The organism is Streptomyces sp. NPDC000878 (genome assembly GCF_053599695.1).
Window position 1 is genome coordinate 1 of record NZ_JBSFMT010000059.1, and the last position, 12511, is coordinate 12511.

11 protein-coding genes are annotated in these 12511 nt (G+C 72.2%); 9 read left to right on the forward strand and 2 right to left on the reverse strand.

What is annotated here, in order from left to right; all coding sequences use genetic code 11:
• The 3 genes from ACWDR4_RS36405 to ACWDR4_RS36415 all read left to right on the forward strand — a co-directional run.
• A partial coding sequence (locus tag ACWDR4_RS36405; protein WP_450414918.1) for a ferredoxin occupies nucleotides 1-97 on the forward strand: 97 nt, incomplete at its 5' end.
• A gap of 98 nt (nucleotides 98-195) precedes the next feature.
• Nucleotides 196-1434 carry a cytochrome P450 gene (locus ACWDR4_RS36410; RefSeq protein WP_450414824.1) on the forward strand — a complete coding sequence of 413 codons (1239 nt, stop codon included), beginning with the start codon at nucleotides 196-198 and terminating at the stop codon, nucleotides 1432-1434.
• 89 nt (nucleotides 1435-1523) lie between these two features.
• Complete coding sequence (locus ACWDR4_RS36415) at nucleotides 1524-2465, forward strand: SDR family NAD(P)-dependent oxidoreductase (RefSeq protein WP_450414825.1); 942 nt, start codon at nucleotides 1524-1526, stop codon at nucleotides 2463-2465.
• Between the two features lie 464 nt (nucleotides 2466-2929).
• Here the strand turns inward: ACWDR4_RS36415 and ACWDR4_RS36420 are convergent, their stop codons facing one another.
• Nucleotides 2930-4390: an MFS transporter gene (locus tag ACWDR4_RS36420; protein WP_450414827.1), complete on the reverse strand. Its 1461-nt coding sequence runs from the start codon at nucleotides 4388-4390 to the stop codon at nucleotides 2930-2932.
• Nucleotides 4391-4748: 358 nt separating this feature from the next.
• Here ACWDR4_RS36420 and ACWDR4_RS36425 point away from each other — a divergent pair, with 358 nt between their 5' ends.
• From ACWDR4_RS36425 to ACWDR4_RS36445, 5 genes are all read left to right on the forward strand, one after another.
• The gene (locus ACWDR4_RS36425; protein WP_450414829.1) at nucleotides 4749-5477 is read left to right on the forward strand and encodes a hypothetical protein; all 729 of its coding nucleotides are present in this window, start codon (nucleotides 4749-4751) and stop codon (nucleotides 5475-5477) included.
• 14 nt (nucleotides 5478-5491) lie between these two features.
• The gene (locus ACWDR4_RS36430) at nucleotides 5492-6019 is read left to right on the forward strand and encodes a SixA phosphatase family protein (protein WP_450414919.1); all 528 of its coding nucleotides are present in this window, start codon (nucleotides 5492-5494) and stop codon (nucleotides 6017-6019) included.
• Between the two features lie 38 nt (nucleotides 6020-6057).
• The gene (locus ACWDR4_RS36435) at nucleotides 6058-6684 is read left to right on the forward strand and encodes a YigZ family protein (protein WP_450414830.1); all 627 of its coding nucleotides are present in this window, start codon (nucleotides 6058-6060) and stop codon (nucleotides 6682-6684) included.
• Nucleotides 6685-6772: 88 nt separating this feature from the next.
• Complete coding sequence (locus ACWDR4_RS36440) at nucleotides 6773-7942, forward strand: exonuclease SbcCD subunit D (protein ID WP_450414832.1); 1170 nt, start codon at nucleotides 6773-6775, stop codon at nucleotides 7940-7942.
• Nucleotides 7943-8378: 436 nt separating this feature from the next.
• A complete protein-coding gene (locus tag ACWDR4_RS36445) occupies nucleotides 8379-11366 on the forward strand; it encodes an AAA family ATPase (protein ID WP_450414833.1) in 2988 nt (995 codons plus the stop codon).
• A 28-nt stretch (nucleotides 11367-11394) separates the two neighbouring features.
• Here the strand turns inward: ACWDR4_RS36445 and ACWDR4_RS36450 are convergent, their stop codons facing one another.
• Nucleotides 11395-11841 (reverse strand): Lrp/AsnC family transcriptional regulator, encoded by a 447-nt coding sequence (locus tag ACWDR4_RS36450; protein ID WP_450414835.1) that lies wholly within the window; start codon nucleotides 11839-11841, stop codon nucleotides 11395-11397.
• A gap of 138 nt (nucleotides 11842-11979) precedes the next feature.
• On the opposite strand from ACWDR4_RS36450, the gene ACWDR4_RS36455 reads away from it, so the two are divergent.
• Complete coding sequence (locus ACWDR4_RS36455) at nucleotides 11980-12462, forward strand: rhodanese-like domain-containing protein (RefSeq protein ID WP_450414837.1); 483 nt, start codon at nucleotides 11980-11982, stop codon at nucleotides 12460-12462.
• Nucleotides 12463-12511: the final 49 nt, after the last annotated feature.

A 12511-nucleotide genomic window follows, 5' to 3' on the forward strand; every position in this document is an offset into this window, starting at 1 on the left:
CGTCCTCCTGGACGAGAACCCGCCCGCAGAACTGGCCGAGGACGTACGCAACGCCGCCGCGGTCTGCCCCGCGCTCGCCATCCGCATCGAGGAATAGACCGAGAGACAGACCGAAAACAGACCGAGGTCGGGACCGAGACGGAGAGCGTCCCCGGTTCCGCGTGCGTTCCCCCCACCACCACTTGAGGAGAATCCATGGCTGAGACAGAGACCCGGCTCGCCCCCGACGAGCAGGCGTACTTCTACCAGGACGACCGGGACGCCAAGTGCCCCTTCGCCCCGCCCCCCGGGCTGCGCGCCCTGAACGAGAGGGCTCCGGTCTCCCGGGTCCGCATCTGGGACGGCAGCACCCCGTGGCTGGTCACCGGCCATGCCGCGCAGCGCGCGATTCTGTCCGACCCCCGGGTCAGCTCGGACGACAAGCAGTCCGGATTCCCGTACCCGAACCACGTCATGGCGGAGTCCGCGCCCCACCACCCGCTCACGATCTTCAACGCGGACGGCGCCGACCACACGCGTATCCGCCGCATGATGACCCGCCCGTTCACGCGCCCCCGGATGGAGGCGCTGCGGCCGAAGATCCAGCAGTTCACCGACGAACTCATCGACGAGATGCTCGCGGGCCCGAAGCCGGTGGATCTGGTGACCGCCCTGTCGCTGTCGCTGCCCTCGCTGATGATCTGCGCGCTGCTCGGTGTGCCGTACTCGGACCACGACTTCTTCCAGGAACACGCCCAGTGGGCCACCAGGAGCGACAAGACGGTCGAGCAGCAGAACACGGCGAACGCGGCGCTGGGCGGCTACCTGGCCAACCTGCTCCAGAAGAAGATGGAAGAGCCGGCCGAGGACGTCCTCTCGGACTTCGCCGCGCGGATCAAGGACGGCGATCTCACTCTTCCCGAGGCCGTCATGCTGTCCATGATCCTGCTGATCGCCGGTCACGAGACCAGCTCCAGCATGATCACGCTGGGTACCGCGCTGCTGCTGGAGAACCCCGAGCAGCTGGCGGCCCTGCGCGAGATCGACGACACCAAGGCCGTCGCGAACGCGGTCGAGGAGATCCTGCGCTATCTGACCGTTCCGCAGCTCGGGCAGCGCCGGATCGCCGCCGAGGACTTCGAGTTCGAGGGTGTGCAGATCAAGGCGGGCGACGGAATCATCGCCGCGCTGCCCGCCGGGAACTGGGACCCGGAGGCGTTCCCCGACCCGGAGAAGCTCGACCTCACGCGCAAGGCGAGCCACCATGTCGCCTTCGGCTGGGGCATCCACCAGTGCCTCGGCCAGCAGCTGGCCCGCATCGAACTCCAGGTCGTCTACGGCACGCTCTTCCGTCGTATCCCGACCCTGCGCCTCGCCGTCGACCGTGACGAGCTGGACTTCCGTCCGGCCGACGCGCTCGCCTTCGGCATCAGCGAGCTGCCGGTCACCTGGTAGGACCCGGCAGACCTGGCAGTACCCGGTAGTCCTGGCAGTACCCGGCAGACGGCGACCGTCCCTCAACCCCAGCACAACAGGAGTCACCTATGAGCGAGTTCAGCTTCGAAGGACGCGTCGCCGTCGTCACGGGCGCGGGCCGCGGTCTCGGCCGGGCCTACGCCCGTCTGCTGGCGGAGCGGGGCGCCAAGGTCGTCGTCAACGACCTCGGCGGGTCGATCGAGGGCGACGGCGCGGACATCGGTCCCGCACAGACGGTCGTCGAGGAGATCGAGGCCGCGGGCGGCGAGGCGGTGGCCGACACCAACGACGTGTCCACACCGGCCGGCGGCCAAGCGATCATCGACAGCGCGATCAATGCCTTCGGCCGGATCGACGTCCTCGTCAACAACGCCGGGATCGTCCGCTACGCCGGGCTGCCGGAGATCGAGGCGGAGAACCTGGAGCGCCATCTCGACGTCCACCTCGTCGGCTCCTTCAACACGCTGCGGGCGGCCTGGCCGCACTTCGTGGAGCAGGGGTACGGCAGGGTCGTACTGACCACCTCCAGCGGCATGTTCGGGCTCGACAACAACCTGTCGTACGCGGCGGCGAAGGCGGGCACGGTCGGTCTGGCCCGCAGCGCGAAGCTGGCCGGCGAGCCGCACAACATCAAGGTCAACCTGATCGCCCCGGCGGCGATGACCCGGATGGGCGGGGGCGAGCAGCCGGACGACGCGCAGCCCGTGCCCGGTCAGCCGTTCATGCCGTCGGGCGCTGTGGCGCCGATGGTGGCGTACCTCGCCCACGAGAGCTGCCCGGTCAACGGGGAGATCTACACCGCCGGGGCCGGCCGCTTCGCACGTCTCTTCATCGCCTCGACCGAGGGGTACGTCCAGGAGGACGGTCTGGCGACCGTCGAGGACGTCGCGAAGAACTGGGACACCATCAACGACGAGAAGGGCTACTACGTCCCGTCCGACCTGATGGGATGGTCCGGCTCCTTCCTCAAGCACCAGTTCCGCCACCTCTCGGTGCCTGAGGCCTCGTAGGCGCGAGGGTGGTCAGACGGTACGGCTGTGGTCTGACCGTGGGCCCGATCCATCGATGAGCGACGCGTCGTCGCAGCTCGTCGGAGGGTCGGGCCCAGTGCTGTGCGGCGGCGATGTGGACGATGCGGTGGGGCACGACTTTCCCGGGGTGTTGCCGGGCCGGGGGCGCGTCACCGTCCGGGCCGCTCAGGGGGAGGGGCGGGGGCGGCTCGTCCGCCACGGGACGGAAGGCGCAGGCACTCTGTGACGTCGCCGGGCTCGTGGTCGCCGTCCGGGTCGGCGGGCACCGGTGATGCGCATTCCCGCACGCGCATTGCAGGTCGGTGGGCGGTCGGTGCTCGGCCGCGCCTCGCCCTTGCCCCCTCGACCAACGCCGGACCGGCCCGCCGCTTCGGGGAAGCGGGCGGGCCGGTGCCGTGTGGTGCGGGTCGAGACAGAGGGGGCCGAGGAGGCCCGAGGGGTGGTCAGGCGACGGCCTGGCCGACCTGGACCTCGTCGAGGCGCTTGCTCTTGGGGATCAGGGAGACGAGCAGCGTGCCCACGGCACAGCAGCCGACGACCAGCCAGAGACCGTTGGTGAAGCCGGTGTCGAGGTAGAACTGGGTGCCGTGCATGACCGCCCCGTGCTGGGCCATCACGACGAAGGCCAGCTGGGACACGATGATCTGTGCGACGCCCTGGCCGAGGGTCTGGGCCCCGTTGGCCAGCGCCTGTTCCTCGGGGGTGACCACCTCGATGATCATGATGGGCACGATGGCCATCACCACGCCCGTGCCGAAGCCCGCGATGACACCCATCCCCACGATCTGGGGAGCGCTGTGGTGCAGCTGGGTGCCGATGCCGTAGCCGATGACGCTGAGCGCGGAGCCGACGGCCAGGATGATCCGCGCGTCCATCCGACGGGCGACGAAGCCGGTGCCGACGGCCGCCACGATGATCATGGCGCTGATGGGACTGGTGACGATGGCGTTGTGGGTGCCGGACCAGCCCAGGCCCTCGGAGACGTTGGGGATGTTCGGCATCAGGATCAGCAACTGGATCACGACGCCGACGGCGCTGAGCGAGCCGGCCGCGATGGACGTGGCCAGCAGGACGCTCCACACCGAGCGCCGCTTGGTCATGGCCGGCGGGAACAGCGGTTCGGCGACACGCCGCTCGACGAGGACGAAGACGAGCAGGGTGATCAGCGCCCCGACGACCCAGGCGGCGAACTTGCCGCTGTCCCAGCCCCAGTGCGAGCCCTGGCCGACGGCGTAGACGAGCGCGGTGATCCCGCCGCCGAGGAGGATGCCGCCGAGCCAGTCCATCCGCCCGCCCGCCTCACGGACCGGGCTCTCGGGCACGAATGCGGCGACCAGCGTGAAGCTCACGGCGGTGCTGATGGCCATGAACCACAGCACGCCCCGGAAGCCGTAGTCGTCCAGGAGCCAGCCGGACAGGAACGGCCCGCCGAAGGCGACGAGGCCGACACCGCCGGCCAGGATGCCGCTGGCGAGTCCGACCCAGCGGCGGGGGAACACGTCGCGGGTGATCGCGTAGGCGAGCGGGGCGGTGGCCGCGTAGACGCCCGCGATGCCACGCCCGATCAGCAGAGTGCGGTAGTCGGTGGCGACGGCGGCGATCAGGTCGCCGACGAAGCCCAGCCCGGTGGCGACGAGCAGAACCTTCTTCTTGCCGAAGAGCGCCGCGGCCTTGACCGCGAAGGGCAGGAAGAACGTCCCGGTCAGCAGGGTCATCAGGGTGAACCAGGCGATTTCGGTGGTCCGGAAGTGGATCGCGACATCGGCCTGCGCGATTCCGGACAGCGCGGCCATCAGCGCGACCAACTGGACGGTCCACACGAGCGCGACGACGACGAGGACGTTGCGCCTGGTCGAGAGTGGTCTCTCGTGTTCCTCTGGGGCAGCGGTCTTTGTCTGGGACATGGGCGGCCTTCCAAGGGTGAGCGGAGATCCAGAGCACGGCTCTGACTCTGGAGGTGTGGGGAGGGTTGGTGCCGGTAAAGTAGACCTAACGGTCGGTACAATCAATAAGCTGCGCGTAAAGCCATCGAGCAACCGCTCTCGATCCCACTCACCGGGACAAAGACACCCGGTGGAGGCGTCCCCTGGGAGGCAGGCCCGAAGGGGCGCCCCCCAGGGGCGCGGGGAACTGCGCGACAAGCCCCCACTCGCCGGCAGTCGAACGACCCACCGGCAAAGGGGCCGCGAGGAACCGCGCGACAACTCCCCCGACCCACGCCCAAACGAACCGCCGGACCCGCGGAGCGTTACGCTCGGCACCGTGCTCCGTATCCTCGACGCCCGAACCGGCGAGCCCGCCGTCGCCGCCCCGGCCCGCAGGGCCCTGACCCGCGTCGAGGCGCATGTGCGGGGCTTCGACGCCACCGCCCTCCGCGTGCTCCTGGTCGCCGACGTCCTCGTCCGCGCCCTGGAGGTCGGCGGCACCCCCGCCTGGCCCGTGCTGGCCGGTGAGGAACAGGTGGCCGAACTCCACGCGACCGCCGCGGCCCTCGGTATCCGCCCCTTCGAGGACCGGCGTGACGTCGGACCGGAACTCGCGGAGGCCCAGCTGCTCCATGTGGTGAGCCTGGGCGACCAGGCCACGGGCGGTATCCGCCTGGACGTCGCCCCGGTCGACTCCGCGGCCCCCGTGAGCGTCCCGGGGGACACCGACCCCACCACCCTCCGCCTCGCCCTCCTCACCCACCCCCGCGCCGAGCCCGTACAGCTCACCCCGGCCGCCCTGGCCGAAGCGGGCGGCACGCTCGCGCACTGGCGCCGCTCGGTCGCCGTCTGGGCCGGGCAGCCGTCCCGGCCGGTGCCCGACGCCGTACGCCACGACCTGCGCGCCGCATGGGAGGACGACCTGGACGTGCCCGCCGTACTGGACGTCCTGCGCCGAGTCGAGACCCTCGACGGGCTGCCGGACGGCGCCCGCTTCGAGACGTACGCCTACGCCGACCGCATCCTCGGCCTCGAACTCACCCGCGACATCGGGACCTTGCCGTGACCACCCACCGGGGCATGGGCCCGCTGCGCCGGCTGGTCGTCCTCCGGCACGCCAAGTCGGCCTGGCCGCCCGGCGTCGACGACCACGACCGCCCCCTCGGTCCGCGCGGACTGCGTGACGCCCCCGCCGCCGGACGCGCGCTCGCCGAGGCCGACTGCCTGCCCGACCTCGCCCTGTGCTCCACCGCCGAACGCGCCCTCCGTACCTGGGAGTTGGCGGCGGCCGAGTGGGGCACGCCGCCGCCGGTCCGGCACGATCCGCGGGTGTACGGGGCCGACGTACCGGAGTTGCTGGCCGTCGTCCGTGAAGTCCCGTCCACCGTCGAGACGTTGCTGCTGGTCGGGCACAACCCCGGCCTGGAGGAACTGGTGCTGGAGCTGGCCGGGGACGCGCTCGACGACGCGCTGGACGACGTACGGACGAAGTTCCCGACCGCCGCGATCGCCGTCCTGGTCTGGCACGGCGAGAGCTGGCACGACCTGGCGCCCGGCACGGCCCTCCTCACGGACATGATCGTGCCGCGCGGCAAGCAGCCCCACTGACCCCCGGCCACCCCACCCGGTGCGCATAGGGTGGCCGGATGCCGGACGAGTACCGCACAGTGACCCACGCGGGTGTGCACGAGACCGAGGTCAACCGCTCCCGCTTCCTGTGCGCCCTCGCCCCGGCGGCCACCGAACAGGAGGCCCAGGAGTTCGTCGCCGCCGTCCGCAAGGAGCACGCGGACGCCACGCACAACTGCTTCGCGTACGTCATCGGCGCCGACGCCTCCGTCCAGCGGGCGAGCGACGACGGCGAACCGGGCGGCACGGCCGGCGTGCCCATGCTCCAGATGCTGCTGCGCCGCGACATGCGGTACGTCGTCGCCGTCGTCACCCGGTACTACGGCGGGGTCAAGCTGGGCGCGGGCGGGCTGATCAGGGCGTACGGGGGAGCGGTCGGCGAGGCCCTCGACGTGCTCGGCACCCGCACCCGCCGCCGCTTCCGGCTGGCCACGGTCACCGTCGATCACCAGCGGGCCGGCAAGGTCCAGAACGACCTGCGGTCGACTGGACGCGAGGTGCGCGATGTGCGGTACGGGGAGGCCGTCACGATCGAGATCGGGCTGCCGGACGCCGATGTGGAGGCGTTCAGGGCGTGGCTGGCGGATGCGACGGCGGGGACGGCCGGGTTCACCCTCGGGGGAGAGGCGTACGGGGACGCGTGAGCGGCACGACGACCTCGGGGGCCGCACATCGGGCTGATACGGGAGTAACCGCCCGTGATGTCAGACCCGGCTGTTAGTTTCGGGGATCATGAGACTGCTGCACACGTCCGACTGGCATCTCGGCCGCGCCTTCCACCGGGTGAACATGCTCGGGGCGCAGGCCGAGTTCATCGGCCATCTCGTCACCGTCGCGCGGGAGCGCGAGGTCGACGCGGTGGTCGTGTCGGGTGATGTGTACGACCGGGCGGTGCCGCCGCTGGCCGCGGTCGAGCTGTTCGACGACGCCCTGCACCGGCTCGCCGACCTCGGGGTGCCGACGGTGATGATCTCCGGCAACCACGACTCGGCCCGCCGTCTCGGCGTCGGTGCCGGGCTCATCGGTCGCGCAGGCATCCATCTGCGCACCGACCCGTCGGCCGCCGGGACGCCGGTGGTCCTCCCGGATGCCTCCGGGGGTGGGGACGTGGCCTTCTACGGGCTGCCGTACCTCGAACCGGCGCTGGTCAAGGACGAGTTCGGGCTGGAGAAGGCCGGCCACGAGAGTGTCCTCGCCGCCGCCATGGACCGGGTCCGCGCCGACCTCGCCACGCGCGCGGAGGGCACCCGTTCCGTCGTCCTCGCCCATGCCTTCGTCACCGGCGGCGAGGCCAGCGACAGCGAGCGGGACATCACCGTCGGAGGGGTCGCCGCCGTGCCCTCCGGGGTGTTCGACGGCGTCGACTATGTGGCACTGGGCCATCTGCACGGCTGCCAGACCATCACCGAGCGCGTGCGCTACTCGGGCTCCCCGCTGCCGTACTCCTTCTCGGAGGCCGACCACCGCAAGAGCATGTGGCTGGTCGACCTGGCGGGCGACCGCTCGCTCACCGCGGAGCGCGTCGACTGCCCGGTGCCGCGCCCGCTCGCCCGTATTCGGGGGGCGCTGGAGGAACTGCTCGCCGATCCGGACCTCACCCGCCACGAGGACGCGTGGATCGAGGCGACGCTGACGGACGCGGTGCGCCCGGCCGACCCCATGGCCCGCCTCTCGGAACGGTTCCCGCACACCTTGAGCCTCGCCTTCGACCCGGATCGCTCACCGGACGACCCGGACGTGACCTACGCGCGGCGCCTGGCGGGGCGCGAGGACCAGGAGATCGCGGAGGACTTCGTCCTGCATGTGCGGGGCGCGGAAGCGGACGAGCACGAACGGGGCGTACTGCGGGACGCGTTCGACGCGGTGCGGGTGGACGAGACGGTGCGGGAGGTGGCTCGGTGAGGTCGGCACGGGGTGCGTTGAGTGGGCGGAACGGTGTGGGTTGGGGCCACGGTCCCGACGCGGGTCGGGGCGTCGGCCATGGCGTTGGTCATGGTGCGGGGTACGACGTGGGGTGCGGGTTGGTGGGGCTTCTCGCGCAGTTCCCCGCGCCCCTGGAAGGCGGGGGCTGCGCCCCTGGCCTTTCGGGTCGTAGGGGTGGGGCGGATTGCGGCGCGGGTCGGGGCGCCGGCCGAGGCGTTGGCTACGGTGCGGAGTATCACGCGGGGTGCGGGTCCGTTGGGCTTCTCGCGCAGTTCCCCGCGGCGCTGAGAGGCTGGGGCTGCGCCCCTTGCCTCTCAGGCCGCAGGGCCGGGGCGGGGCGTGACGCGGGCCAGCGTGCCCGGGGCGACCGGCGTCGCGCCCACTCGCAGAGCGACTCGCACGCGGAGGGTGTCCGGTGAGGCTGCATCGTCTGGACATCGCGGCCTTTGGGCCCTTCGGGGGTGCTCAGCAGGTCGACTTCGGTGAGTTGTCCGCCGCCGGGTTGTTCCTGCTGCACGGGCCGACGGGTGCGGGCAAGACGTCGATCCTGGACGCCGTCTGCTACGCGCTGTACGGCTCGGTGCCCGGTGCCCGCCAGGGTGGTTCCCTGCGCAGCGATCATGCCGCGCCTGGCACGCGGACCGAAGTCACCCTCGAACTGACCGTCGCCGGGCGCCGGTTGGAGCTCACTCGGCAGCCACCCTGGGAGCGGCCCAAGAAGCAGGGGCGTCCGGGTACGACGGTCGAGAAGGCGCAGAGCTGGCTGCGCGAGTACGACGCCTCGGCCGGTGCCTGGAAGGACCTCAGCCGCTCCCACCAGGAGATCGGCGAGGAGATCACCCAGCTGCTCGGGATGAGCCGCGAGCAGTTCTGCCAGGTCGTGCTGCTGCCCCAGGGCGACTTCGCCCGCTTCCTGCGCGCCGACGCCGAGGCCCGCGGCAAGCTGCTCGGCCGTCTCTTCGACACGCATCGCTTCGCCGAGGTCGAGAAGCGCCTCGCGGATCGCCGGCGCGCCGCCGAGGCCGAAGTGTGCGACGGGGACGCGGAGTTGCTGGCCGACGCCCACCGGATGCAACAGGCCGGCGGTGACGCCATGGAGCTGCCCGGCCTCGCGCCGGGTGAACCGGGGCTGGCCGAGGCCATCATGGGCGCCGCCGCCGTCGCCCGCTCCACCGCGCGTGAGCGGCTCACCATCGCCCACTGTGCCCGCGCCGCCGCCGAGTCCGCGCAGGTCGCGGCCGACGGCGCGCTGGCCGACGTACGCGAAGTGGCCCGGTTGCAGCGGCGGTTCGCCGAGGCACGGGAGCGGGCCGGGCGGCTGGAGGAACGGGCGGACACGCACCGGGCGGACCGGGCGTGGATGGAGCGGGCCCGCAAGGCCGAGGCGGTGGCGCCCGCGCTGGAGCTGCGGGAGGCCGCCGAGGCCGAGCACCGGCGCGCCGCCGACGGTGAGGCACGCGCGCGTGCCCTGCTGCCGGACACCTTCGCGGACGCCGGCGCCGGTGGACTCGCCGCCGCCGCGCGCCGGGCCGCCGAGGAACTGGGCGGACTCGAATCCGCCCGCCGCGCCGAGCAGCGCCTGGCCCAGCTCATCGCCGAGCGCACCGGCCTGGACCGTCAGGAACGCGCCGACGAGGACGTCCTGCACGACGCCGAGAACTGGCTGGGCGGATGGGAGGCGACCCGAGCGGACCTCCAGACCCGTATCGAGTCGGCGCAGGAGGCCGCCACCCGGGCCGAACAGCTCGCCGTCCAGCGGGAACCCGCCCAGAACCGGCTCAGTGCGGCACGCCAGCGCGATGCGCTCGCCCGGGACACGGACGAGACGCAAACCCATGTACTGGCCTCGCGCGAGCGAGCCACGGAGGCCAGGGCGCACTGGCTCGACCTCAAGGAACAGCGCCTGAACGGCATCGCCGCCGAACTGGCCGCCAAGCTGAGCGACGGCGAACCCTGTGCCGTCTGCGGGGCCACCGAACACCCGGCGCCCGCACGGAAGATCGCCGGGCACGTCGACCGCGAGGCGGAGGAGCGGGCGCTCGCCGCCTACCAGCGGGCCGACGAGCGACGCGCCGAGGACGAACGCCGACTGGGCCTCGTACGCGAGGCACTGGCCGCTGCCACGGCCGAGGCCGGGGACGCGCCCACCGCACAACTCGCCGAGCAGGCCGGGGAGTTGGAGCGGCGGTACGAACAGGCCCGGCGAGGCGCCTCCGGGCTGCACTCCGCGCACGAGGAGCTGCGCCGGGTCGAGCAGGAGCGCGAGCGCCGAACCGCCGCCCAGCAGGAGGCGGCGCTCAGGACGGCGTCCAGGGTCGCCCGCCGGGACACCCTGGACAGTGAACGGGCCGCGCTGGAGGAGGAGTTGGCGCAGGCCCGGGGTGGCGCCGCGAGCGTTGCCGTGCGGGCCGGGCAACTGGAACGGCAGGTTGCCCTGCTCACCGACACGGCCGAGGCGGTCCGCGCCGCCGAGGACACCGCCCAGCGCCTCAAGGACGCCGACGCCCGTCTCGCCGACGCCGCCTATCGCGCCGGGTTCGACACGCCACGGGCGGCGGCGGACGCCCTGCTGGACGACGCGGCCCACCGCGAACTCCAACAGCGGCTGGACGCCTGGCAGTCCGAGGAGGCCGCCGTACGGGCCGCCCTCGCCGAACCCGACACCGTGGCCGCCGCGCAGCAGCCGCCCGCCGACCTCGCGGGCGCCGAACAGGCCGCCTCGGCCGCGGCCCGGCGACTGCGGGAGGCCGCCTCCGCGCGCGACGCCGCCGCGAGCCGCTGCCGCGAACTCGACCGCCTGTCCGCGCGCTCGGCCACGGCGGTACGACGGCTCGCACCCCTTCGTGCCGCCCACGACCGGGTGGCCCGCCTCGCCACCCTCACCGCAGGCACCTCGGCGGACAACGAACGCAAGATGCGCCTGGAGTCGTACGTCCTCGCCGCCCGCCTGGAACAGGTGGCCGCCGCCGCGACGGCACGGCTGCTGCGCATGTCGTCCGGGCGCTACACCCTGGTCCACTCCGACGACCGGGCCGGGCGGGGCCGCAGCGGCCTCGGGCTGCATGTCGTCGACGCCTGGACCGGGCGTGAGCGGGACACGGCGACCCTGTCCGGCGGCGAGACGTTCTTCGCCTCGCTCGCCCTCGCCCTCGGCCTCGCGGACGTCGTGACGGACGAGGCCGGCGGGGTCCGCCTCGACACCCTCTTCATCGACGAGGGCTTCGGCAGCCTCGACGACCAGACGCTCGACGAGGTCCTCGACGTCCTCGACTCACTGCGCGAACGCGATCGCAGCGTCGGCATCGTCAGCCATGTGCCGGACCTGCGGCGGCGGATCCACGCCCAACTGGAGGTGGAGAAGGGGAGATCGGGGTCGGTGGTGAGACAGCGGGGCGGCGGATGAGGCGGGATACCAGACCAGCCGCTGGCGCTCACTGACCGACGGGGCGACGGGGGAGCGGCGACGAGTAGACGACGCTCGTCGTCACCGAGCCCAGCGTGCCGATCTTTCCCGACACCTCCTCCAGGTGCCGCATCGAACGCGCGATGACCTTGATGACGAAGCAGTCGTCCCCCGTCACGTGATGCGCCTCCAGGATCTCGGGCGTCGCGGCGACCAGGTCGTGGAACGGCTTGTAGTTGCCGTTCGGATACCTGAGCCGTACGAAGGCGACGATCGGCAGACCGAGCCGCTCCGGGTCGACGACCGCCGCGTACCCCTGGATGACACCGGCCTCCTCCAGCCGTCGCACCCGCTCGGTGACCGCGCTCGGGGACATCGCGACGGCACGCGCCAGCTCGGCGAAACTGGCGCGGCCGTCACGCTGGAGGACATCGAGGATGCGCCAGTCGGTGGCGTCCGGGGAAAACGTGCTCATGCCTGAGAAATAGCAGGGGAATCACCGGCTGATCAAGAGAACAGCCGTGGATCACACCTTCAGGTGAACCGATCACCGGCCGTAGATTTCCGGGTGAAGGACCTCGGCCGAGAGTTCCTGCCAAGGGAGGGCCAGACCATGAGCACCACCACGACCGCCGTCAACCCAGTCCTGCGCGTCGCCCCGGCCGCCCCGGCCGAGGCCGCCGCCTACTTCGCCGCGAGCCTCGCCTTCCACGCCGACGTGTCCGACGTGGCCGCCGCCCTCGCGGCCGACGCCGACCCCGGCTTCGTCGTCGTCGACTCACGCTCCACCGAGTCCTGGGACCAGGGCCACATCCCGGGCGCCCTCCACCTGCCGACGGCCCTGATCCCCGCACAGGCGGCACAGCTGCTCGACAAGTCGACCCCGGTGGTCACGTACTGCTGGGGCCCCGGCTGCAACGGAGCGACCCGCGCCGCCCTGGCCCTCGCCCAACTCGGCTACCAGGTCAAGGAGATGCTCGGCGGCTTCGAGTACTGGGTGCGCGAGGGCTTCGAGTACGAGACATGGGAGGGCCGGGACCGCCGCGACGCGGACGCGCTGACGGCTCCGGTGGACGCGGCGGACTGCGGCTGCTGAAGCGAACGCCGACCGCAGTCCGCACGAGCCACCGTCCCGTACAAGAATC

Coding starts and splice junctions, on each gene's coding strand:
- ACWDR4_RS36435 (WP_450414830.1), top strand. CDS start 6,058: ATGCCGGACGAGTACCGCACAGTGACCCACGCGGGTGTGCACGAGACC.
- ACWDR4_RS36420 (WP_450414827.1), bottom strand. CDS start 4,390: ATGTCCCAGACAAAGACCGCTGCCCCAGAGGAACACGAGAGACCACTC.
- ACWDR4_RS36430 (WP_450414919.1), top strand. CDS start 5,492: ATGGGCCCGCTGCGCCGGCTGGTCGTCCTCCGGCACGCCAAGTCGGCC.
- ACWDR4_RS36410 (WP_450414824.1), top strand. CDS start 196: ATGGCTGAGACAGAGACCCGGCTCGCCCCCGACGAGCAGGCGTACTTC.
- ACWDR4_RS36455 (WP_450414837.1), top strand. CDS start 11,980: ATGAGCACCACCACGACCGCCGTCAACCCAGTCCTGCGCGTCGCCCCG.
- ACWDR4_RS36415 (WP_450414825.1), top strand. CDS start 1,524: ATGAGCGAGTTCAGCTTCGAAGGACGCGTCGCCGTCGTCACGGGCGCG.
- ACWDR4_RS36440 (WP_450414832.1), top strand. CDS start 6,773: ATGAGACTGCTGCACACGTCCGACTGGCATCTCGGCCGCGCCTTCCAC.
- ACWDR4_RS36450 (WP_450414835.1), bottom strand. CDS start 11,841: ATGAGCACGTTTTCCCCGGACGCCACCGACTGGCGCATCCTCGATGTC.